Source organism: Paraburkholderia sp. UCT70, from assembly GCF_050434085.1.
Classification (GTDB): Bacteria; Pseudomonadota; Gammaproteobacteria; order Burkholderiales; family Burkholderiaceae; genus Paraburkholderia; species Paraburkholderia tuberum.
In genome coordinates this window covers 2,295,618-2,316,643 of record NZ_JBNPVZ010000002.1, presented here as the reverse complement: position 1 = coordinate 2,316,643, position 21,026 = coordinate 2,295,618, and the positions used below count along the sequence as shown (strand labels likewise).

18 protein-coding genes and 3 pseudogenes are annotated in these 21,026 nt (G+C 62.8%); 10 read left to right on the top strand and 11 right to left on the bottom strand.

Going from position 1 to position 21,026, the window contains the following annotated elements; all coding sequences use genetic code 11:
- Nucleotides 1-102: 102 nt before the first annotated feature.
- The 11 genes and pseudogenes from OKW41_RS12960 to OKW41_RS12910 all read right to left on the bottom strand — a co-directional run bounded on the left by OKW41_RS12960 (nucleotide 103) and on the right by OKW41_RS12910 (nucleotide 9,705).
- Nucleotides 103-315 (bottom strand): general stress protein, encoded by a 213-nt coding sequence (locus OKW41_RS12960; RefSeq protein ID WP_429572744.1) that lies wholly within the window; start codon nucleotides 313-315, stop codon nucleotides 103-105.
- 141 nt (nucleotides 316-456) lie between these two features.
- Nucleotides 457-672: pseudogene (locus tag OKW41_RS12955) on the bottom strand (TolC family protein); the annotation flags it as partial.
- Nucleotides 672-1,994, bottom strand: a pseudogene (locus OKW41_RS12950) (efflux RND transporter permease subunit); the annotation flags it as partial. The pseudogenes OKW41_RS12950 and OKW41_RS12955, both read right to left, overlap by 1 nt.
- Nucleotides 1,995-2,429: 435 nt before the next feature.
- Nucleotides 2,430-3,392 carry a LysR family transcriptional regulator gene (locus OKW41_RS12945; protein ID WP_429572743.1) on the bottom strand — a complete coding sequence of 321 codons (963 nt, stop codon included), beginning with the start codon at nucleotides 3,390-3,392 and terminating at the stop codon, nucleotides 2,430-2,432.
- Between the two features lie 198 nt (nucleotides 3,393-3,590).
- On the bottom strand, nucleotides 3,591-3,761 hold the full coding sequence (locus tag OKW41_RS12940) for a hypothetical protein (protein ID WP_429572742.1): 171 nt from the start codon (nucleotides 3,759-3,761) through the stop codon (nucleotides 3,591-3,593).
- Nucleotides 3,762-3,818: 57 nt separating this feature from the next.
- Nucleotides 3,819-4,901, bottom strand: a complete 1,083-nt coding sequence (locus tag OKW41_RS12935) for an amidohydrolase family protein (protein WP_429572741.1) — start codon at nucleotides 4,899-4,901, stop codon at nucleotides 3,819-3,821.
- An 87-nt stretch (nucleotides 4,902-4,988) separates the two neighbouring features.
- The gene (locus OKW41_RS12930; RefSeq protein ID WP_429573401.1) at nucleotides 4,989-6,614 is read right to left on the bottom strand and encodes a cation acetate symporter; all 1,626 of its coding nucleotides are present in this window, start codon (nucleotides 6,612-6,614) and stop codon (nucleotides 4,989-4,991) included.
- A gap of 38 nt (nucleotides 6,615-6,652) precedes the next feature.
- On the bottom strand, nucleotides 6,653-6,991 hold the full coding sequence (locus tag OKW41_RS12925; RefSeq protein WP_429573400.1) for a DUF485 domain-containing protein: 339 nt from the start codon (nucleotides 6,989-6,991) through the stop codon (nucleotides 6,653-6,655).
- 101 nt (nucleotides 6,992-7,092) lie between these two features.
- Nucleotides 7,093-8,316 carry an FAD binding domain-containing protein gene (locus OKW41_RS12920; RefSeq protein WP_429572740.1) on the bottom strand — a complete coding sequence of 408 codons (1,224 nt, stop codon included), beginning with the start codon at nucleotides 8,314-8,316 and terminating at the stop codon, nucleotides 7,093-7,095.
- A 2-nt stretch (nucleotides 8,317-8,318) separates the two neighbouring features.
- Nucleotides 8,319-8,804: a VOC family protein gene (locus tag OKW41_RS12915; protein ID WP_429572739.1), complete on the bottom strand. Its 486-nt coding sequence runs from the start codon at nucleotides 8,802-8,804 to the stop codon at nucleotides 8,319-8,321.
- Between the two features lie 226 nt (nucleotides 8,805-9,030).
- Nucleotides 9,031-9,705 (bottom strand): TetR/AcrR family transcriptional regulator, encoded by a 675-nt coding sequence (locus OKW41_RS12910; RefSeq protein ID WP_429573399.1) that lies wholly within the window; start codon nucleotides 9,703-9,705, stop codon nucleotides 9,031-9,033.
- Between the two features lie 361 nt (nucleotides 9,706-10,066).
- On the opposite strand from OKW41_RS12910, the pseudogene OKW41_RS12905 reads away from it, so the two are divergent.
- The 10 genes and pseudogenes from OKW41_RS12905 to OKW41_RS12860 form a co-directional block, all read left to right on the top strand.
- Nucleotides 10,067-10,933 (top strand): annotated as a pseudogene (locus tag OKW41_RS12905) (thiamine pyrophosphate-dependent enzyme); the annotation flags it as partial.
- Between the two features lie 254 nt (nucleotides 10,934-11,187).
- Nucleotides 11,188-13,365, top strand: coding sequence for an FUSC family protein (locus OKW41_RS12900; RefSeq protein WP_429572738.1), 2,178 nt, complete (start codon nucleotides 11,188-11,190; stop codon nucleotides 13,363-13,365).
- Nucleotides 13,362-14,867, top strand: coding sequence for an efflux transporter outer membrane subunit (locus OKW41_RS12895; RefSeq protein ID WP_429572737.1), 1,506 nt, complete (start codon nucleotides 13,362-13,364; stop codon nucleotides 14,865-14,867). Before OKW41_RS12900 ends, OKW41_RS12895 begins: the two co-directional genes overlap by 4 nt.
- Nucleotides 14,851-15,051 (top strand): DUF1656 domain-containing protein, encoded by a 201-nt coding sequence (locus tag OKW41_RS12890; protein ID WP_429572736.1) that lies wholly within the window; start codon nucleotides 14,851-14,853, stop codon nucleotides 15,049-15,051. Before OKW41_RS12895 ends, OKW41_RS12890 begins: the two co-directional genes overlap by 17 nt.
- Before the next feature lie 63 nt (nucleotides 15,052-15,114).
- The gene (locus OKW41_RS12885; RefSeq protein ID WP_429572735.1) at nucleotides 15,115-16,074 is read left to right on the top strand and encodes a biotin/lipoyl-binding protein; all 960 of its coding nucleotides are present in this window, start codon (nucleotides 15,115-15,117) and stop codon (nucleotides 16,072-16,074) included.
- 188 nt (nucleotides 16,075-16,262) lie between these two features.
- Entirely contained in the window at nucleotides 16,263-16,700 is a 438-nt protein-coding gene (locus OKW41_RS12880) for a PRC-barrel domain-containing protein (RefSeq protein ID WP_429572734.1), read from the top strand.
- A gap of 290 nt (nucleotides 16,701-16,990) precedes the next feature.
- On the top strand, nucleotides 16,991-18,814 hold the full coding sequence (locus OKW41_RS12875) for a PAS domain-containing sensor histidine kinase (RefSeq protein ID WP_429572733.1): 1,824 nt from the start codon (nucleotides 16,991-16,993) through the stop codon (nucleotides 18,812-18,814).
- Nucleotides 18,804-19,502, top strand: a complete 699-nt coding sequence (locus tag OKW41_RS12870) for a response regulator transcription factor (RefSeq protein WP_429572732.1) — start codon at nucleotides 18,804-18,806, stop codon at nucleotides 19,500-19,502. Before OKW41_RS12875 ends, OKW41_RS12870 begins: the two co-directional genes overlap by 11 nt.
- 347 nt (nucleotides 19,503-19,849) lie before the next feature.
- Nucleotides 19,850-20,806: a helix-turn-helix domain-containing protein gene (locus tag OKW41_RS12865; protein ID WP_429572731.1), complete on the top strand. Its 957-nt coding sequence runs from the start codon at nucleotides 19,850-19,852 to the stop codon at nucleotides 20,804-20,806.
- Nucleotides 20,793-20,984: a hypothetical protein gene (locus OKW41_RS12860; RefSeq protein ID WP_184073688.1), complete on the top strand. Its 192-nt coding sequence runs from the start codon at nucleotides 20,793-20,795 to the stop codon at nucleotides 20,982-20,984. Before OKW41_RS12865 ends, OKW41_RS12860 begins: the two co-directional genes overlap by 14 nt.
- Nucleotides 20,985-21,026: the final 42 nt, after the last annotated feature.

The following is a 21,026-nucleotide window of genomic DNA, read 5'->3' as shown; positions in this document are numbered from 1 at the left end:
GGCGCCTTCGAGTGCCGAGATCACGGCGGCGACGATCGGTCCCGCAAGGCCGACCACACCGAGACCGGGTACGAGAAACAGCGCCGGCGACAGCAGCAGGCCTCAGATGCCGCCCCAGAACGCGCCGGTCGTGCCCCACGACTTGATGCGGTCGCTGACGGTGTAAAAGCCGACCGGATGTTCCTCGGAGTGATAGCCCTTGCCGACGATCGACAGTTTGGTCATGTCGAAGTCGTTCTGGCTCAATTCCTTGACGGCTTCGTCAGCGGCGTCGTGGCTCGAAAATACGGAAATGACGGTGTTGTCCTGACTCATTTTTTCACCTCTCTGGTAGCTATCACGATGATGTCGTTGCGTGGAATGCGACGCGGGTTGTCAGTCGCGTTCGCGAAAATCGAGTGTCGCAAAGGCAAAGCGGTCTATCTTCCCAATTCGCAAGGCGGCGCCGCTACGAAATCAGTCGGTGCCTTGCGACAATGCCAGTGTTGCGCGGTCCCAGCCGCCGCCGAGTGCTTTCAGCAATTGCACGCTTGCCTTCACGCGTCGCGCCTGAATTTGCGCTTCGGTGCGCTCGTTGGAGAGCGCGATGGTCTGCTCGGTGACGACATCGAGGTAACTCACCGCGCCGGCCCGATAACCGTTCTGCGTGAGCCTGAGCGATAGTTCCGCGGCGACAAGGTCGACACAAAGGTCGGCACGGCGATTTCGCCCGATCCATTCGGGATTGCATCGTGCAAGGGCTAGCCGTTCTCGAGGTGATGGGTAATGTTCTCGATCGCCACGGTGGCGTCGTCGACGAGGATGCCAACCGCCAGCGCGAGGCCGCCTAGCGTCATGATGTTGATGGTCTCGCCAAGCGCGGAAAGTGCGATCAGCGAGGTCAGCACGGCAAGCGGAATCGACGCGGCGATGATGAGCGTGGCGCGCCAGCTACCCAGAAACAGCAGGATCATCACGGCTGTGAGGCACGCCGCGATCATTGCCTCGCGCACCACACCGGTGATCGCCGACTTCACGAACACCGACTGATCCGACAGCGGAGTGATGACCAGCGCCTTCGGCAGCCCCGCCGCGATCTTCGGCAGCATGTCCTTGACCTGCTGGATGATCGTGAGCGTCGAGGCGCTGCCGGTTTTCTCCACCTGCAGCAGCGCCGCGCGCTTGGCGTCGCTGCGCACGATATTGGTTTGCGGCGCATAACCGTCGATCACGTGCGCCACGTCGCGCACGTAGACCACGCCGCCGCCGATTGTCTTGATCGGCAGGTTGTTCAGCGCGGCGACCGTGTTGGTGCTGCCGTTCATCTGCACGTTGTATTCCTTCGTGCCGATCTTTGCGGTGCCGCCCGGCAGGATCAGATTCTGCGCATTCACGGCGGTGACCACGTCCGCGGGTGCGAGGCCTCTCGCCTGCAATGCCTGCGGATTGAGTTCGACCATGATCTGGCGGATCTTGCCGCCGAACGGCAGCGGTACGGCCGCGCCTTGCACGGTCGCGAGCTGGGTGCGGATGAAGCTGTTGCCGAGGTCGTATAGCGTCTGTTCAGGAAGCGTGTTGCTCGACAGTCCCAGTTGAAGCACCGGCACCGTCGACGCGTTATACGTAATGATGTTCGGCGGCAGCGTGCCCGGCGGCAGCACGCGCAAGATCGAAGCCGAGTTCGACGCGGCCTCGGCAATCGCGCGATTGATGTCGGCGCCGGGGTGAAAAAAGATCTTCACGACGGAGACGCCGTTGAGCGATTGCGATTCGATGTGTTCGATATTGTCCACGTCCGTGGTCAGCGCGCGCTCGTAGTTCGAGGTGATCCGGTGCGCCATTTCTTCGGCGGAAAAGCCGTTGCACGACCAGACAATGCTGACTACCGGAATGTCGATGTTGGGGAAAATGTCCGTAGGCGTGCGCATGATCGCAACCGGACCGAGGCTGAAAAGCAGGACGGCCAGTACGATGAACGTATACGGTCGCTGCAAGGCGAGTCTGACGATCCACATAACGGTTTCCTGATGACTGAAGCCTGCCTGGCTTCACGCGCGCACGGCACGCGGTGGGATGTTGGTGTCAGGTGAGCCGGGGCGCTCACGTGGGATGACTGAAGCGTAGGGCATTTCGGCGCAGAAGGATTCACTGCGGGACGTTGTCATTGCGAATTTGCACTGCGAATCGTTCTCAGCGGACGCGACGGCATCGGGTGCCGGTTTCGCTTCAAACGTGACCACGCGGCAAGCAGGCCTTCAGCCATGCGAATCTGAAAAATGCGGGCAATCAGGAAGACAAGCCCGTTCGCGTTGCCAAAATCAAGAGATGGTAATACCCAGCGGAGTACCGCGATTATCGCGGGAATTATTTACGAGGGTTATTAATTTTCGTTCAGGTTTGGACGTTGCAAGCGATAATTTAACTCGGCGGTGTTCGCAGAGCCTTTTCCTTCAAGGCTGAAGCGCCAGTTGAGCGGGTGTGTGCACGGCCGCCGGCGCCAGATTCGCAATTCGCAAATCGATTTTCTGTTTGAGCGCCACGACCAGAAATTCAACGAAGGTCTTTATCTTCGCATCGACGAATTGACGGGACGAATAAACCACAAACACATTGGTGGTCTGAAGCGGATACTCTGGAAACAGTTGAACCAGTTTGCCTTCCCTGAGTTCGTCCACAACCGAATAGGTCGGCACGGCGCCCACGCCGGCGCCCGCCAGCAGGGCAACCCGCAATGCCTGCATATTGTTGACGACGAAATGCCCGGCCGGCTCCGTTTCACCCGCGGCATCGCCGGCAAGCTCGGACGGCCACTCGGCGGGCGGATCGAAGGACGAACTGGTTTGCATGAGCGCGTGATTCGGCAGATCGGCGATGGTGCGGATCGGATGCCGCGTGAGGTAGTCCGGCGCGGCGACCAGAATACGCTCGCACCGGCCGATCAGCCGGCTCACATTGCGCGAATCCGGTAACGACGAAGCGGACACGATCGAGACGTCGAACTCGTCTTCGATCAGATTCGCCATATGCGGCAGCAGTTTCAGATCGACCGACACCGCGGGAAAGGCGTGCCGGTATTCGACAATAGTGGACGTCAACTGTTTCAGGCCGATGTCGGGCACGGCATGCACCCGCAATTTGCCGCGCGGCAGCGTGTGCGCGTCGCTCGCTTCCGCATCGGCGTCGTCGATATCGGCGAGGATTTTCTTGCAGCGCTGGTAATAGCGCTCGCCACACTCGGTGAGTGAGACGCTGCGCGTGGTGCGCTGCAGGAGTCGCGTGTGGAGATGCTCTTCGAGCGATACCACCGCGCGTGAAATATTGCCGGCGCTGCAGTCCATATGTTTGGCAACTGCGCTGAAATTACCGGTTTCCGCGACTCGCGAAAACACTCGCATGCTGAAGATTCTGTCCATAGCCGCTGTGACCTCCTGATCGGGTTGATTCCGACAACACGTCTTGCCTGATATGGAAACAATACGATCCGCGGCGGCCTTGCGCTATCCCTACATTGGGCTCGCGCTGTCACTCATGCATTCACGCTTCTCATCCGCACGTATAGGGATTCCCGACGGTTGGCAGGAGGCAGGAGGAAAACGCCGGCCGTTGACGCGTCATGGCGAACCCGGTCCGAACGATTGCGCGAGCCGTGGGCCTTTGAGGTTGGCTTTTCGTTTGATCGAATCTTGGCGTGTCACGGCTGAATGATGCCTGTACGAACTGGCGGCTGCTTCCCGCTTCAGGACAATTAATAAAATCAGCACGCCGGCGAATGCCGCCGCCATGATTCCCGCCTCGGTAATCGAACAGATGCCCGCCGTGGTAGGGGCGGGCGATCTGCGTTAAATCTTCAGCAGGTGTGTCGCATTGCCGCCGAGAATCAGATTCTTTTGCTCGGGCGGAAGGTCGAGGCGATCGAGGAAAGTGACCGGCTGCTCGTAGCCCATGTCGAAGCAGTAGTCGCTGCCGAGCACCAGCCGGTCGATGCCGATGTTCTGGATCAGGAAGTCGAGCACGGGACCGGAATGCGAAACCGTGTCGTAATTGAAGCGGCGCAGGTAGCTACTCGGCTTCTGTGCGAGCCGCCGCGTTTCGGGGCGCACCGTCCAGCCTGCGTCGATGCGGCCCATCAGGATCGGCAATGCGCCGCCGGCGTGCGGCAACGTGATGTTCAGCTTCGGATGCCTGTCCATCACGCCGCCGAGGATCAGATGCGAGCCGGCAATCGCGGTGTCGAACGGATTGCCCAGCAGGTTGCTCAGGTAGTAGTCGCCGAGTCGCGCGCCGCCGACCGTCTGCTGCGGATGCAGAAACACCGGCAGGTCCAGTTGTTCGATGCGTGCGAAGACCGGCTCGAACAGCGGGTCGTCGAGATCCCGGTTGTTGATGTTGGTCCCCATGTAGATGCCGCGCACGCCCGGCAACCCGCATGCGTGTTCGAGTTCGTGGATCGCGTCGTGCGCGTTCAGCATCGGCAGCGTGGCCAGTACGACGAAACGGTTCGGATACTGCTCGTGTATCGCGGATGCCGACGCGTTCCACGTTCTCGCGAGTTTTGCATTGAAAGTGCGGTCGGCCCAGTACGCCATCGGCACGCTCAACGACAGCGCTTGCATATCGACACCGGAGGCGTCCATGTCGGCGAGCCTTTCGTCGATCTTGATGAACTTCAGCGGCAGGGGGCCGAGGCCGCCGGCGGGCGTCTGAAAGCTGAAGCTGGTTGCGTTGCACGTGAATTTGCCGCCGAACTTTGCGCCTTCGCTGCCCACCAGTTCGCAATAGCTCTCGGGGTAGTAGTGCGCGTGAATATCGATCGAGCGGCCTTTGCCCGCGGCGCCGGCTTTGCCTGCAACGCCTGCGGCGGAATTCGTGGTGGCGGCCGTGGCCGGCACGCCCGCGGCGAGGCCGCCGGCGAGTGCGGCCATCGTTCTGAGCAAGCGCCGGCGCTTCGGTGAAATACAGCAGCTGCAATCCATGCGTCAGTCTCCGTTATAGGTTTCGAATGTCGGGTGTCAGCCGTGCTTGACCATGCCCAGTTCGCAGTCGACGAGCTGGTTGCCGTACAACGCACGCTCGCGGGCTGCGCGTGCCGAGGTGTCGGTGATCGAGAAAAACACCACGCCGGCGAAGGCGACGATCATCGAGAACAGCGCGGGATATTCGTACGGATAGATCGCATGCGCGTGACCGAGCACCTGGACCCAGACGGTCGGGCTGAGGATAGTCAAGGCCACCGCCGAGATCAGACCGAGCGAGCCGCCGATCACCGCGCCGCGCGTGGTCAGTCCGCGCCAGTAGATCGAGAGCAGCAGCACCGGGAAATTCGAGCTGGCCGCGATCGAGAAAGTCAGGCTTACGATGAACGCGATGTTCTGCTTCTCGAATGCGATGCCCAGCAGAATCGCGAGCACGCCGAGCACGAGCGTGGTGATCCGCGATACGTGCATTTCTTCGCGGTCCGTGGCGGCGCCGCGCCGGATCACGTTGGCGTACAGATCGTGCGAAACCGCCGAGGAACCGGCGAGCGTCAATCCGGCAACTACCGCGAGAATCGTCGAGAACGCCACTGCGCAGATGAAGCCGAGAAACACGTTGCCGCCCACTGCATGCGCTAGATGGATCGCCACCATGTTCACGCCGCCGACCACCGCGCCCGAGGCGATGTGATATTGCGGATCGGTCGCCACCAGCGCGATCGTGCCGAAGCCGATGATGATGATCAGCGCGTAGCCGATGCCCACAATCCCCGTTGCGTACAGAATGCTCTTGCGAGCGGCTTTGGCGTCGCCCACCGTGAAGAAGCGCATCAGGATGTGCGGCAGGCCCGCCGTGCCGAAGATCAACGCGAGACCGAGCGAGACAGCGGACACCGGATCCGATACGAGACCGCCCGGGCTCATGATCGCCGCATGTTTCGGGTGCGCGAGAATTGCCTGCGAGAACAGCGCATTCATACTGAAGCCGAAGCGGCTCATGACCATGAATGCCATGAACGCGGCGCCCGCCAGCAACAGCGCTGCCTTGATGATCTGGATCCACGTGGTGGCGAGCATGCCGCCGAAAAACACGTATACCACCATCAACACGCCGACGATGCCCACGGCAGCCGTGTAGTTGAAGCCGAACAGCAATTCGACGAGCTTGCCGGCGCCGACCATCTGCGAGACCAGATAGAGCAGCACGATCACGATCGAACTCGACGCGGCAAAGGCGCGAACCGGCCGTTGTTGCAACCGGTACGACACCACGTCGGCGAGCGTATAGCGGCCCAGATTGCGCAGTGGCTCGGCGATCAGAAACAGAATGATCGGCCAGCTGGCGAGAAAGCCGATCGAATAGATCAGGCCGTCATAGCCGCTCGTGAAGACGAGCGCGGAAATGCCGAGCAGGGACGCAGCGGACATATAGTCACCCGCGATTGCCCAGCCGTTCTGGAACGCAGTGATCTTGCCGCCTGCCGCGTAGTGGTCGGATACGCTGTTGTTCTTCTTCGCCGCCCAGCGCGTGATGAACAGCGTCGACGCGACGAACAGCAGGAACATACCGATTGCGATCGGATTGTGCGAGCGCGTCGGCGCCGCGCTTTCGGCGGCAGCGGCCGGCAATGCGATGAACGCGCTGAACGCGCCAGACAACATTGCGCTGACGAGCGGATTGCGCGAATGAGAGAGTCGATTCATTGCCGTACTCCTTGCCGGATTCCATTCACGGCGCGGTCATGCAAGGTGTTGGCGCGCGCTACATAAACCGCGACCAGCACGAACGTGAAGACGAACATGCCGAAGCCGACGGGAATGCCCCATGTCGCGGGATAACCTTCGACAATCGGCTGGCCGAGCAGCGCCGGCGCGAACGCAAGCGTGAGGATGAAGGCGAAGTACACGGCCAGCATCAGGACCGTCAGAATCCACGAGAAGGTGCGCCGCTTGCGGACAAGCGTGCGAAAGCGCGGATCGTCGAGCAGCGGATTCGCCGCGGGAGGCGGCGGGTCGGTGGCGGCGTACTGCGCGCTCATCGAATAGGTTGGGGCGCCATGTTCCACTTTGTCTCCTTTCGAAACGGCTTCTCTTTGGGTGCGGCAACAGCAGCTCGGAGCTGCCATCACTGCAATGAATATCAGAAGCGCGCGGGTACCGCGGTTTCGCGCATCACGGCGTCCGGCGTGCGATAGCGCTCGGCCATTTCACGGTCGACTTCGTTCTTCAATTGCGCCTGCATGTACGCGCCGAGGTGGCGTGCGTGCTGCACGATTGCTGTGCCCACCTGGGTGCGTTCATTGCTGTAGACCGAGAGCGCGTCCTGCACGCCGCTGTGCGCATTGAGCGCCTTGACGAGCGCCATGGCGTCGCTGGCTGCCTTGGTCACGCCCATGCCGCAATGCGGCCGCGCGACGAATGCGGCATCGCCAAGCAAGGCGATCCGGCCGAACGCCATCTGCGGTACTTCGAGATCGAAGATGGCCTGGAAGAGCGGTTGCGCGGCCTTGGTCACGACTTCGCCGAATTGCGGCGAGAGTAGCGTGAGCGCCGCGTCTTCCATGTCGGCGAGTACGTCCTGGCGAATCAGTGTGGGCGGAATGCCGCCTACCCAGCGCTTGCCGGCCGCATCGGTCAGCAGGTTCGGCAACTGAATTTCTTCGCTGGTCGCGCGATACCAGACGAAGTTGTAGCGGCGCTCGCCCGGCGTCGTGCTGTTGCCCTGGCCGGCAACCGGATAGCCGAGAATCTGCTCGCGCGGCGGCAGGCAAAACGCGAACTTCTCGAACAACGCTTCGCGGGTTTCGCGCGACAGCGCGGCTTCGTCGACGAGGCCACGCCATGCGACATAACCGGCGTATTGAAGCCTGACGTCAGGCAGAAAACGCTCACGGATCGACGACTTGAAACCGTCTGCCGCGATCACGATGTCGGCATGCAGTACCGTACCATCGCCGAGCGTGACGACCGCCTGACCGGGACCGTCCTGCACCGAGGCGACCGTGCCGCCGGCGTGGTAATGAACATCCGGAAGCGCGGCGCGCAAGACGTGGTACATCTTGCCCCACGCGGTCAGCGTTTGCGGCAGATCGCGCTCGGACAGCACGTCGCCGTTCTCGGCGAAGGTCACGCGCGACTGCACCTTGACGCCGATCGAGTCGTCATATTCGATACCGGCTGCCGCGAGTGCCTCGAATAGTTCGGGGTGCGTGACAATGCCGGCGCCGCGTCCGGCCAGTTCATCCGGAACGCGTTCGAACACGTCGACGTCCCAGCCGTTGCGCACCAGCAGATTGGCCGCGAACAGCCCGCCCAGCGAACCGCCGACGATGATCGCCCTTTTACGCGCAGAACTTTGGGTCATGGTCATTCTCCTGCGTTGATGGCGGATTGTGCGATGGCCGCTTGTGCTTCGGTGTGGCGGCTGATTTCTTCGGCGGGGAAGTTGAGTTCGACGGTCACGCCGGACGGGTCTTCGATAAACACCTGATGCAGGCCGAGGCTCGGCACCGTGCGATCGCGCCAGGCGATGCCTTCGGCCTTCAGTGTGTCCCACATTGCTTCGACGCCGGTGGCGAGAAACGCGATGTGGTCGACGGTGCCGGTTCCGCTCGTGGGCAACGTCTTGTCGCCCAGATATGCGGTGAGTCCGGCGGGGTTGTTCGGATCGGTACCGATGATATGGACCGTGCCGAAGTCGGCTTCATCGCCGCCTTTGTAGAGCCATGCGCCCGGAAAGTCGAAGGGCGGACGGTAGCCCTGCCTGAAACCGAGGATCCGCTCGTAGAAGCGGCAGGATTGCTCGAGATCGGTGGTGCGAATCGAGTAGTGGGCAAGTTTTGTAACGGGCATCTTCGACTCCTGCTATTTATCGATCGATTAGTGATCGATGGATAAATTGTAGGTGAATGCACGAGCAGGAGAAAGCGGCGTATCGCAGGTGTTTACCCTGAAATACGCGGGCGGCACGAGTGCAATGAGAGCGGAAAGGGACGGCCGGCCCGCTGGCCGGCGTTGCTACGAGGTGTGGCGCGGAGTCCGGCGCGGGCAGCCATGCGGACCGCGCGGTGGGCCGGAGTCAGGCCCTGGAGCTGGTTTTCGCGCGGGCGAACTCTTTCGAAGAGTGCCCGAGCGCGGCGGGCACGCCGTTGAGAAATGCGTCGACCTGACGGGCGATGTGGTCTTCGATGTCGTCCGTCACCGGCAGGCCGTAGATCCATTTGCGCACGCCGAGATAGAAGATGCTCGCGTGCAGACTCCAGATCAGCTCCAGATCGATTTCGCGTTGTTTCGCGCCGGTGGGCGCGGGCAGCTCGTAGGCCGAGCGGATTTCCGCCATGACCGGCAGAAAGACGCGCTCACGCAGCCGAGCCAGATATTTGGAGTTGATGCCTTCACGCGTCAAGCCGGCGAAGATGAAGATCCGGATCCACTCGCGTCGCAAGATCACCTCGGAATACGACGAGTAGAACCTGACCATACGTTCCTGGATTGGAATCGAGCGGTCCCTGATCAGGCGTTCCCAACTCGAGTCCCATTGATAGACCTCTTCGTACACACGGTCGATCAATGCTTCCTTGCTGGGAAAGTAGCGGTACAGAAGCGGCTGCGTCACGCCGAGCTGACGCGCGAGTTCGCGGGTGCTGCCGGAAAAGCCATGCGTGGCGAAATGGTCGACGGCCTTCAGCACGATCTGGCGTTCCCGGACTTCAGGCGCGAGCCGGCGCGTGACGGGCTTCTCGCGCTCATGCATCTCGCTCTGCGCTGTCTCGACCGTCCGTACTTTTCTCGGCATGGCTTGTTGAGTACCCAGTATGTTGGGACGCATCATACAAAGATTAGCCTGGTCTGGCTAGGCGACGCTGCGGTATCGTTCGCTGGCGCAGTGCGTGTGAAACGCGCGTCGCGACGGGTTGTCCAAGATGGTGGTGCGGCACGCAGACGCCTGTCTGGTCGCGGCGCTGGACTGGGCGCTCGTGCAAGGATGCCGTTCATTTCAGTTGCGCGCGGCGACCAGCCTCGGCGCACTCTGGCATGCGCAGGGGTGCAGTTGCTTCGGATCACTTGCCTCGCCAAGCGGGCAGGACTGTCCGGCAGAGTCGCAAACCGCCGACGCGAAGATTATCCAGGTCGACTCGAAAGGCTCGCAGCGCGGCCATCGCGCGCCGCTCGCGCTCGGCCTGGTCGGCACGGTGAAGGAGACCGTCGCCGCGACGCTGCCCAGGCTGCAGCGCAAGACCGACCGCGGTTTCATCGATAACGCCCGCCAGCACTACGCGTCGGCGCGCAAGGGTCTGGACGACCTGGCGACGCCGGCCGGCCCCGGCCGCCCGATCCACCCACAGTATCTGGCGAAGATGATCGACGAAGCCGCGAGCGACGACGCGATCTTCACCGCCGACGTCGGCACGCCGACCATTTGGTCCGCCCGCTATCTGACGATGAACGGCAAGCGCCAGTTGCACGGCTCGTTCAGTCACGGATCGATGGCCAACGCGATGCCGCAGGCGCTCGGCGCACAGGGCGCGAACCAGGGGCGGCAGGTCGTGTCGCTGTCCGGTGACGGCGGCCTCTCGATGCTGCTCGGCGATCTGCTCACCGCGCGGCAACTCGACCTGCCGATCAAGGTGGTGGTGTTCAACAACAGCCTGCTCGGCTTCGTCTCGATGGAGTTAAAGGCGGGTGGCTACCTCGACAGCAACGTCGATCTCGCCAAGACCGACTTCGCGGCAATCGCGAAGGGCGCGGGCATTTTCGGCATCCGCGTCGAGGAATCGGAAGATGTGGCGGCTGCGCTGAAGCAGGCGTTCGACCATCCTGGCCCGGCGCTCGTGGACGTCGTTACGTCCAAGCACGAGCTCGCGATGCCGCCCTCCGTCGAACTCGCCCAGGCCAAGGGCTTCAGCCTCTATATGCTGCGCGCGATCCTCAACGGACGCGGCGACGAGATCGTCGAACTGGCGCGCACCAACTTGCGCTAACCGCGCGAGGACGGTTGCGGCATGTCAGGGCGTCCGGAATTCCGGGCGCCCGCCCGAACGGCGCTTGAACGGCGCTCGCAGGCGGCGCATCAACTACATTCACCACCCAGCGCATGTGCAAAAAGCGTGCGAATCCGAAAAGCCGGCCATTCCGCCTGTCGCAGACTACGCCCAGCGAATATCGCGGTAATCACGAGGCCAGGGTGCCTGCGTGTCCGCCCACGAGTGCATGTCAAGCGACAGACGAGAACCCGATGACCCGGCAAGCAGATGCCAGCAGCGCCGCCCTGCCTCGATGGCGGGAGGAGCTCAAGACCTACTGGATGGATGATGGCCCACGCTTCCGGCATATCGCGAAGGTGGCGATCGCGATGACGCTCGCGATGGGTCTCTGCATGCGCCTCGAACTGCGCACGCCGGCCACGGCGATGGTCTCCTGCGTCATCGTGATGATGCATGAGCAAAGCGGCATGGTGATCGCGCGTGGTTTCTATCGTGGGCTGGGCATGGTGTGCGGCAGCTTCGCAGGGCTATTGCTCATCACGTTTTTTCCTCAGCAGCCGCTGCTATTTCTCGGCGTACTGGCCGTATGGATCGGCGTGTGTGTGTTCGGCGCCTCGTACTACCGCAATTTCCAGTCGTACGGTTTCGTGCTGACCGGGTACGGTACGGCGATCACGGCAATACCGGTCTGGTCCAATCCCTACGGCGTCTACGACAACGTCGTGTTCACCGTCAGCGAGGTCGTGATCGGCGTGGCATCTGCATGCCTGATCAGTGCGGTGGTGTTCCCACGCTCGGTCGTGCCTGAGCTCTATGCGTCGAGTCGCAAGAATTTCACGGACCTGTTGAACGCGATGCACACGATGCTCGACCGTGCGACGAGCGTCGCCGGCTTCGACACGTTTCTCGTTCTGATTCGCGAGCGAGTCGGCGTCGAAAGTCTGCGCAGCGGGGCGGTGTTCGAGGACCCGTCGATCCGTTTGCACAACCATGTCTATCTCGACCTCGACCGGAGCGTTCTCGACACCGTCACGTGGATTCATGCGCTGCATCAATTGAAGGCAAGGGTCGCCGCCGAAGCCGATCCGCGCGTGCTCGCCGCAGCCGATGAATTGATCGACGGCTTGCTCGCCATCGTGCCGAACGAGGCGCAATCGGGGCTAATCACGACGGAACAGGTCGGGACTTTGTCGCGCCAACTCGGCGCTTTCGAGCGGGATTTGCCTGCGCGCCTGGGCCGCCTGCTGCAATCCCTTGCGGATCTCTCGCCGCATCAGCGTCAGTTCGTTGCGACCACAGGTGCCGCGCTGTTCTTTTCGATCGCCGATCTGCGCATGATGTGCCGAAGCTACGTGGATGCACGCACGGTCGGCCGTCTGCCGTGGCCGCAATCGGTGCTTCAGGCAATCAGCCGCATCGGCCGAACACGAGCGAGCGCCAACCGCACGTCCGCGACGATTGCCGGCGCGCGCGCGGCGGTGGCCGTGCTCGTGGTCGGCGCGGCGTGGATCGCGTCAGGCTGGGTGGGCGGCGCGACCGCGATCGTCGCGGTGGCGATTACGAGTGCGCTGTTCGCGCTCGCGCCCAATCCCGCGGTCGCGAGCTGGCAGATTTTCGGCGGTTGCCTCGGCGGCTGGCTCGCCGGTTTCGCGCTAAATTTCTTCATTCTGCCGCGTATCGATACGTTCGAATTGCTGGCTGCGTCGATGGCGATCGTCGTGATGGTCGGCAGTTATCTGAACACGTTCGCGAAGACGGCGATTCTGGGGCTCGGCTTCAGCCTCTATTTCTGTTTCACTGTCGGCATCACCAATCCGACGGTCTACAACCCGAGCGTGTATCTCGACACCGGCTTTGCGCTGCTGTGCGGTATCGCGGTGGCCGCCGTCGCGTTCTCGGTTCTCGTGCCGCGGGCGGGCGACTGGATCTCGGCGCAGTACATGAAGCAGATTCGCGGACTGATTACGCACGACGCGCGCGAGGCCGACCTCGACGACCTGCTGTACGCATTCGAACTGAGCCTGCGGGATTTCATCCTGCAGATCGCGTCGTCACCGCTCGACGCGCGCGTGAATCGCGATCATCTGATCGGCTGGGCGTTCGCCGCGCTGGAGATCGGCCGTTCGATGATCCAGATGCGCCTCGATACCCAAGAGATCGGCGCGGCCTTGCCGACGGGCTGGCCTGCGGAGCAGGACGCCTGGCTGGCGGCGCTCGCCGAGGTGTTCACGGCGGCCACGCCGCAGGCCGCCGAGGGCGCGCTGACAGCGACGCGGCGCGCGCTGGACATGCTGCCGCTCGGCGAAAACATCGCGGTGGACGCAATGACGCTCACGCGCTACCGGATGCGGGCGCTGCTGCATTTCACCGAACTGACGCTGCGTGACGAGACCCTGGCGCTGTGGCAAAAGCCGGAGGTGCAGGTATGAAAGCGCCTTGTCTGGCCTTGCCGGTGCGCGCAACCTGCCGGGCGCTTTCCACCGCGCTCGCCTCTGCGCTGTTGCTCTCGGCCTGCATCACGAGCGGAGGGATTCACACGCACGAATCGATGATCGACCCGACCGCGCTCGATCCAGGCGCCGCGCTGCGCGCCACGCAAGCCGATGCGAAATGGCCGGCGGGCGGCTGGTGGCGTCAATGGAACGACCCGCAACTCGACACGCTGGTGCAGGACGCGACTGAGGGCAATCCCGGCTTACGCGCGGTCGAAGAGCGGATCGATGCGGCGCGTTTCCAGGCGCAGATCGCCGGCGCCGCCAAGTTGCCGCAACTCGATGCGAGCGGCAGCTTCGAGCGCCGGCGCTATGCGCGCTACACGACCCCGGCGCCGCCGGGCGGCACGACGGTGTGGAGCAACAGCATCCAGGCGGACCTTTCCTATGATCTCGATCTGTGGGGCAAGTCGCGCGCGATTCGCGAAGGCGCGCTGGACAATGTGCACGCGACGGCCGCGGACGCGCGTTTCGCGGAGGTCGAATTGCAGACCGCCGTGGTGCGCAGCTATGTTCAGTTGTCGCTGCAGTATTCACTGCTCGACGTCTACCGTGCCGTGCAAACCGAACAGCAGCGCACCCTCGACATCGCGATGCGCCGCTGGCACGCGGGCGTCGGCAGCGGACTCGAGGTCAGCCAGGCGCAGACGCAACTCGCGATGAGCACGACGCGGGTGCAGCAGGCGCAACAGCAACTTGCGCTCGAGCGCATCAGCATCGCCGGGCTCGCCGGCAAGGGGCCGGGTTACGGCGATTCGCTGCGCCGTCCCAGCCTCGCGCTGAGCGTGCCGGTGACTTTGCCGGCATCGTTGCCGGCCGAGTTGATCGGGCATCGCGCGGACGTGGTGGCGGGGCGCTGGCGTGTGCTCGAAGCGGACAAGGGCATCGACGCGGCGCACGCGGATTTCTATCCCGACATCAACTTGCTGGCGACAGCGTCGCTGGGGTCGGCGGCGACCTTCGGCGGCTTCCTTAACTTTCTCAATAGCGACGGCGTGGGCCACGGTGTGGGCGCGGCGATCTCGCTGCCGATGTTCGACGGCGGCCGGCGTCGCGGCAATTACGGCGTCGCGGTGGCCTCCCGCGATGCCGTCGTGGACGCGTACAACCAGAGCATCGTGAACGCGATGCAGGGCGTCGCGGCGGAGGTGGTGTCGTTGCGCTCGCTCGAGCAGCAGCAGGCATCGGTCGAGAACACGCTGGAGTCGGCGCGCAAATCTTTCCAGCTTGCTGACACCGGTTATCGGAGCGGCATCACCGAATTCCTGAACGTGCTGGCGGCGCAGAACGAACAGTTGCAACAGGAAGAAAGCCTCGCGGCGATTCAGGCCAAACGCCTCGATGCATGGGCGCTGCTGATGAAGGATCTGGGCGGCGGCTACGTGTCGACGCCGCCCGATCATGCAGCGCAGGGAGTGGCCAATGCCGGGGGAAATTGACCTCTTTTCATTGCTCGTGCCCGGCCTGCTGCCGATTCTCGCGGGCTGCGTGCTGTTTTTTGTCGTCCTCGATCTCGTGCTGGCGAGGCTCGGCTTCTATCGCTTGACGTGGCACCCGAGTCTGTTCCGGGTCGCGATGTTCGCTGCGCTGTTCAGCGGCGCGTCGCTGCTGTTGTGGCGATGAACCCCGACGGACATCCATTCCCATGAATCCACTGACTGCTCACGCTCACGCCAGGTCACCAAGATGAAAACGCAATCGATCCTGCGCGCAGGTTTCACGCTCACGCTTCTCGTGGTGGCAATCGTGCTGGTTCGCATGCTGTGGCTCGACTATATGTTTGCGCCGTGGACGCGCGACGGGCGCGTGCGCGCACAGGTAGTGCAGGTCGCCACCGACGTGTCGGGGCTGGTGAGCGAAGTGCGGGTCAAGGACAACCAGCTGGTGCGTAAAGGCGACATTCTGTTCGTGCTCGACCCGGCGCGCTTTCACTACGCGGTCGCGCAGGCCGACGCCGATCTTCTGCGTGCCCAGGCGCAAATGGCTCAGGCCAGGGCGCGGATGGCGGCGAGCGAATCCAGCTTCGCCATGAAGCGCGCTCAGGCGGCGCGTCGCGCCAACCTCGCGGGCGACGTGATCTCGGACGAAACCCGGCTGGATTCGGCCTCGGTCGCCAAACAGTCCGCATCCGACTATTCCGCCGACGTTGCGGCCTACAGCGCGGCAGAAGCCGCCGTCAAAGCGGCTGTGGTGGCGCAGCAGACGGCTGTGCTGAATCTCACGCGCAGCGAAGTACGGGCACCGTCCGACGGTTTCATCACCAACCTGAACCTGTATCCCGGCGATTTCGCCACGGCCGGCACCGCACGCATGGCGCTGATCGACTCGCATTCGTTCTGGGTTTACGGCTATTTTGAAGAGACGAAGCTGCCGCACGTGCATGTCGGCGACCACGCGGTAGTGCGCTTGATGTCGGGCGGCAAGGACATTCAGGGGCACGTCGACAGTCTGGCAAGCGGGATTGCCGACCGCGACAACCCGACCAGCAACGGCGATCTGCTGGCGGACGTCAATCCGATCTTCACGTGGGTGCGGCTCGCCCAGCGCGTGCCGGTGCGCATTCACCTCGACGAGATTCCCGCCGGCGTCAAGCTCGCGATGGGCATGACCTGCACGGTCACGCTGCGGCCGCAGGGCGCCCACTGAGCCGGGGCGCGGCGCCGGATCGCAGTGCGTATGCAAAAGGTATGCACGCCGTCGTGCGAATTCGAAAACATGTCGAGTGAAACGGGTTGAGAATATCGGTCAGCAAGCGCGGCAGGCAGCACGTCAGAAGCAGTCACCGCGTTGCGATCAGCTGTTTTCAATCAACGCATCTCGTGGAGAAAATCATCATGAAAGCAAAGTGGACACTGGTATTCCTGGCGGCGTCGGCGTTCGGCGCGGTGTGCCAGCAGGCAAACGCGCAGATCGCGGGCGCGCAGCCGATCGGCATCAGCGTCGAGCAGGCGCAACTCGTGATCGAAGGCTGGAGCGTCAAGAAGAGCCTGCTCGGCACGAGCATCTATAACGACAGCGGCGAGAAGGTCGGCGTGCTGCACGACATCATCATCGCGCCGGATAACGCTGCTTCGTTCGGGATCGTGGCGGCTCACCAGTTCCTCGGCGTGTCGCAGCACGACGTGGCGATTCCGATGTCGCAACTGGACTATGTGAACGGCAAGCTCGTCTGGGCCGGCGCGACGCGCGACGTGGTCAAGGCGTTGCCCGTATTCCAGTACGCGAAGGTCCGCGCGGTCCCGATCGCCCGTAAGGATTTCGGCCACCATTGATAGAGGGGCTTTTTCGCGGCGGCGCCGGCCGCCGCCGATATGATTTTGGAAGGATTAAGGAAAAATAAGTACCGCAATCGACGCGGGCTCGCGCATGATGCTATTCAGATAGCAAGCTATCGCTCGCCGGTAGGGCTGAATGTCATCTGCTTTGACAGCCGCTTTGGCTGTCATCGTGACGGACCGGCCGCCGGTATTCGTCAACGAATGCCCGCTTCGAACGCCATGTCCACGCTCCCGTTATTTGCTGCGCTCCGCTGCCGTCTGGCGGCCCATTGACCCGGGCCGTCATGAAAGCCTATCGCCGAGCCTTCTCAACGCTGCCACGCGACGCGAATGTCGTGTCGCTGCTAGCCGCCGTCATCGCGCTCGTCGTCTTTGCGATCGACGCGCTGACGCCGCTCGATATCGCGGTCGCCGTCTTCTACGTCGTGGTCGTGCTGATGGTTGCCTCGAGCGGCAACCGTTCGACCACGGTCACGGCCGCGTGGGGCTGCGTCGTGCTGACATTGCTCGGCTTCGTGATGTCGCACGACGATGCGTATTCGAGCGGCGCGGTCGCGCGCTGCGCGGTGAGCCTGCTGGCAATCGCCGCCACCTCGATGCTCGCCTTGCGAAACCTGACTGCGACCACGACCTTGCAGGAGCAGGTGGAACTGCTCAATCTCGCCCACGACGCGATCGTCGTGCATGACATGAACGATCGCATCACCTTCTGGAACCGTGGCGCCGAGGCGCTCTATGGCTGGACCGCGCAACAGGCGCTCGGGCAGTCGCTGCAGGAAATGACGCAGACGTCCTTTCCGGTTCCGTCCGAACAGATCGGCGCCGAACTGCTGCGCTCTGACCGTTGGCATGGCGAGCTGCGGCGCGTACGGCGTGACGGCAGCGTTGTCGTGATTTCGAGCCGGGCTGCGTTGTGGCGCGACTCGAAGGGCAATCCACGCGCCGTACTTGCGACCAACAACGACATCACCGACCGCAAGCACGCGGAGCAGGCGCTCGAGCGCAGCGAAGCCTTCCTGCGCGACGCGCAGCGGCTGAGCGCCACCGGCAGTATCGCGCTGCGCTTTCCAGATGGCGAGATGTGGTGGTCCGATGAGGCTTATCGCATTTTCGACTACGCACGCGACACCGTGCCGTCGCCAGAGGTGATTTTTGCGCGCACACATCCCGACGATCTCGCGCTCGTGCGTGGCGTATTCGAACAGGCTGCTGGCGGCGAATCGCTAGTCGACATCGAGCATCGGCTCGTCATGCCCGACGGCAAGACCAAGTACGTGCACTTCGTCGCCCGTCCCGCCACGACGGAGTCCGGCCACACTGAGTACGTCGGCGCGCTGATGGACATCACCAGGACCAGGCTGGCCCAGGAAGCGCTGGCGCGTTCCAACGACGAACTCGCCCACGTCACGCGGATCACCATGCTCGGCGAACTGGCTGCTTCGATCGCACATGAGGTGACGCAGCCGATCGCGGCGATCGTCACGTGCGGCGGCGCGGCGTTGCGTTGGCTGAACCGCCCCGCGCCGGAGATCAATGAGGCGGTACAGTCGGTCGCGCAGATGATTCGCGACGCCAAACGCGCGGACGAGGTGATTCAGCGAATCCGTTCGATGGCGAGAAAGCGCGAACGTCTGCCGGCGACAGTGGACCTGAACGGCATCGTCGGCGAGTCGATCGCACTGGTGCGCCGCGATCTCGAGCGTCATCGCGTCGAGTTGCGGCTTGACCTCGCGCTGCCGTCGCTCTCGGTATGCTGCGATCGGGTGCAACTGCAGCAAGTCCTGATCAACCTGATCATGAATAGCGTGCAGGCCATGGCGGAGGTCGCCGGGCCACGCAAGCTGCGGATCGGCACGCGCAGTTTCGACGAAAGGCAGGCACAGGTGATCGTGCAGGATTCGGGCACGGGCATCAGCGAAGAAGACGCAGGACGTCTGTTCAGTACGTTCTTTACGACCAAGGCCGACGGCATAGGCATGGGCTTGTCGATCTGCCGCTCGATCGTCGAAGCGCATGGCGGCCGCATCTGGGCGGAGTCGCCGGCAACGGGTGGCGCGGTGTTTCAGTTCGTTCTGCCCATTGATGGAGGGAGTTGTCATGAGCAGTAATTCGCACATCGAGGCTAACGCCGACGCCGGCAGCAATGCGAGCGCCGCGATGGTGTATGTCGTGGACGACGACGAGTCGATGCGCGACGCCGTCAGCAACCTGTTGCGCTCGGTGGGCCTGAACGTCGAAACCTTCGGTTCCGCGCAGGAATTTCTTGCGTTCGACATGCCAGACGTGCCGAGCTGTCTGGTCCTCGATGTGCGCCTCAAAGGACAAAGCGGGCTCGCCGTGCAGGAGCAGATGTCCGCGAGTCAGTTGGGTATGCAAATCGTTTTCATGACCGCGCATGGCGATATTGCGATGACGGTCAAGGCGATGAAGGCCGGCGCGAAAGACTTTCTCGCCAAGCCGTTTCGCGATCAGGACATGCTGGACGCCGTTGCGCACGCATTGGCGAGCGACGAGAAGCGACTTGCGACAAGCCGTTCGGTGGCGGATCTACGTCGTTGCTATGACTCGTTGACGACGCGTGAACGTCAGGTCATGGCTTTTGTCGCCGCCGGTCTGATGAACAAGCAGATCGCGGGCGAAATGAACCTGAGTGAAATCACGGTGAAGATTCATCGCGGCCAGGCGATGCGCAAAATGGGCGCGCGCTCGCTTGCCGATTTTGTGCTGAAGGCGGAAGCGCTCGGCATCAAGGCACCACAAGGCACGACGACGCCAGCGCGCAGTTCGCGTGCCTGATCGCGTTGGGTCGTGTGTGAAATCGCTGCACAAGCGCAGCCTCCGCAGCTCTGACGGCTACCGGACTCATACGCGGGTATAGGTAATTCACCGTTTCTGTTCAAGGAACACGGCGGTTCTCCAATCATTCCGACACGCGCCGGGGCATACCCCCGCCCGGCGCGGCGCAGCGTCGCCTGCACGCTTCGGAATACGACTAAACCTGGATATGAGACGACCCAACCATTGGTCATTTCAGGCGACCGTATGTAGGGCTAGTTGTACGCATTGCCGTGCGATACCTTGGCGTCAATGCAGCGCCGCTCTTAACCCGCACTGATTCACCACTTAACCCGGATGACCAGATCATGATCAGCTCGTCGACGTTATATGCCGAACCCGCAGTGGGTGTTGTCCAGAAGAGTCGGGTGAGCCGGATCGGCATGGAGCATCAATGGCGTTCCCCCTGTGCCGAAAATGGCGAGGCGCGCGAACGCGGCAATATCCTCGTGTCGCGCTGGACTCGCAACGACATGCAGCCGCTGGAGGTCGTCAATCCTGGCAGCACTGCGCATCATTGCATCGCGATGAATCTCAAGTGCATGTCCCTGACGTTCTCCCATGCCGGCCGTACGCTCGTGCGCGGCAGGGTGACGGCGGGTGCCGTGCAGACCACCGCGCCGAACGTGGCGTGCAGTGCCGTGTTCGAGTCGGCGGGCGATGTGTTGCACCTGTTTGTTTCGCAGCAGGTGCTCGGCGAATGCTTCGAAGATATGTTCGGCCGCCCGCACGCGGGCGATATCCGGATCGACAATCCCAAACTCGTGCGTGACCCCGCGCTCGAACGTCTTGGCCAGGCGCTTGCCGTCACGCAGTCGGACGACGCCGCGCTCGGCAAGGTTTTCACCGACAGCGTGAGTCTCGCGATCGTGTCGCGCGTGATCGCACGGCATTTCACCGTGGCCGATCGGCAGACCCGCGAGGCGAGCGCGTTGCCGTCATGGCGCCTCAACCGGGCGATTGAGTTTGTCGACGCGCACCTGTCCGAATCGATCGGACTCGCGGATATCGCCAACAGCACAGGGCTAACGCGGATGCATTTCGCGTCGCAGTTCCGTCGCGCGACTGGCATGCGTCCGCATGAATATCTGCTGCGTCGCCGGATCGAACATGCGCAACACCTTTTGCGCGAGTCGAAGCACAACGTGCTCGACGTTGCGTTGAGCTGCGGCTTCCGTTCACAGGCTCACTTTACGACGGTGTTCAAGCGCCTGGTTGGCGAGACGCCGCATTGCTGGAGGATGAAGACGAATGTCGATCGTTAAACAGATTCACGCGTTTCTCGAAGTGAGCGAAAGCTTTCTCCGGCAGACCGGAGCCGGGGTGATGAGCGACGGATGGTCGCCGCTCGATGGATTGGGTGTGGTGGGCAATACGGAAAACAACGGCAATGGCAATCAGAGCGGCAATGCCATGCCGGCGTACAGACAGGACGGTGCATGAGCGCAATCGAATGCGCGGATAGAGGCAAACGGTGCTGACCAT

Coding starts and splice junctions, on each gene's coding strand:
- OKW41_RS12875 (WP_429572733.1), top strand. CDS start 16,991: ATGAAAGCCTATCGCCGAGCCTTCTCAACGCTGCCACGCGACGCGAAT.
- OKW41_RS12935 (WP_429572741.1), bottom strand. CDS start 4,901: ATGGCCGCACTCGCCGGCGGCCTCGCCGCGGGCGTGCCGGCCACGGCC.
- OKW41_RS12960 (WP_429572744.1), bottom strand. CDS start 315: ATGAGTCAGGACAACACCGTCATTTCCGTATTTTCGAGCCACGACGCC.
- OKW41_RS12885 (WP_429572735.1), top strand. CDS start 15,115: ATGAAAACGCAATCGATCCTGCGCGCAGGTTTCACGCTCACGCTTCTC.
- OKW41_RS12945 (WP_429572743.1), bottom strand. CDS start 3,392: ATGGACAGAATCTTCAGCATGCGAGTGTTTTCGCGAGTCGCGGAAACC.
- OKW41_RS12930 (WP_429573401.1), bottom strand. CDS start 6,614: ATGTTGTCTGGCGCGTTCAGCGCGTTCATCGCATTGCCGGCCGCTGCC.
- OKW41_RS12940 (WP_429572742.1), bottom strand. CDS start 3,761: ATGGCGGCGGCATTCGCCGGCGTGCTGATTTTATTAATTGTCCTGAAG.
- OKW41_RS12915 (WP_429572739.1), bottom strand. CDS start 8,804: ATGCCCGTTACAAAACTTGCCCACTACTCGATTCGCACCACCGATCTC.
- OKW41_RS12920 (WP_429572740.1), bottom strand. CDS start 8,316: ATGACCCAAAGTTCTGCGCGTAAAAGGGCGATCATCGTCGGCGGTTCG.
- OKW41_RS12860 (WP_184073688.1), top strand. CDS start 20,793: ATGTCGATCGTTAAACAGATTCACGCGTTTCTCGAAGTGAGCGAAAGC.
- OKW41_RS12865 (WP_429572731.1), top strand. CDS start 19,850: ATGATCAGCTCGTCGACGTTATATGCCGAACCCGCAGTGGGTGTTGTC.
- OKW41_RS12900 (WP_429572738.1), top strand. CDS start 11,188: ATGACCCGGCAAGCAGATGCCAGCAGCGCCGCCCTGCCTCGATGGCGG.
- OKW41_RS12925 (WP_429573400.1), bottom strand. CDS start 6,991: ATGAGCGCGCAGTACGCCGCCACCGACCCGCCGCCTCCCGCGGCGAAT.
- OKW41_RS12890 (WP_429572736.1), top strand. CDS start 14,851: ATGCCGGGGGAAATTGACCTCTTTTCATTGCTCGTGCCCGGCCTGCTG.
- OKW41_RS12880 (WP_429572734.1), top strand. CDS start 16,263: ATGAAAGCAAAGTGGACACTGGTATTCCTGGCGGCGTCGGCGTTCGGC.
- OKW41_RS12895 (WP_429572737.1), top strand. CDS start 13,362: ATGAAAGCGCCTTGTCTGGCCTTGCCGGTGCGCGCAACCTGCCGGGCG.
- OKW41_RS12870 (WP_429572732.1), top strand. CDS start 18,804: ATGAGCAGTAATTCGCACATCGAGGCTAACGCCGACGCCGGCAGCAAT.
- OKW41_RS12910 (WP_429573399.1), bottom strand. CDS start 9,705: ATGCATGAGCGCGAGAAGCCCGTCACGCGCCGGCTCGCGCCTGAAGTC.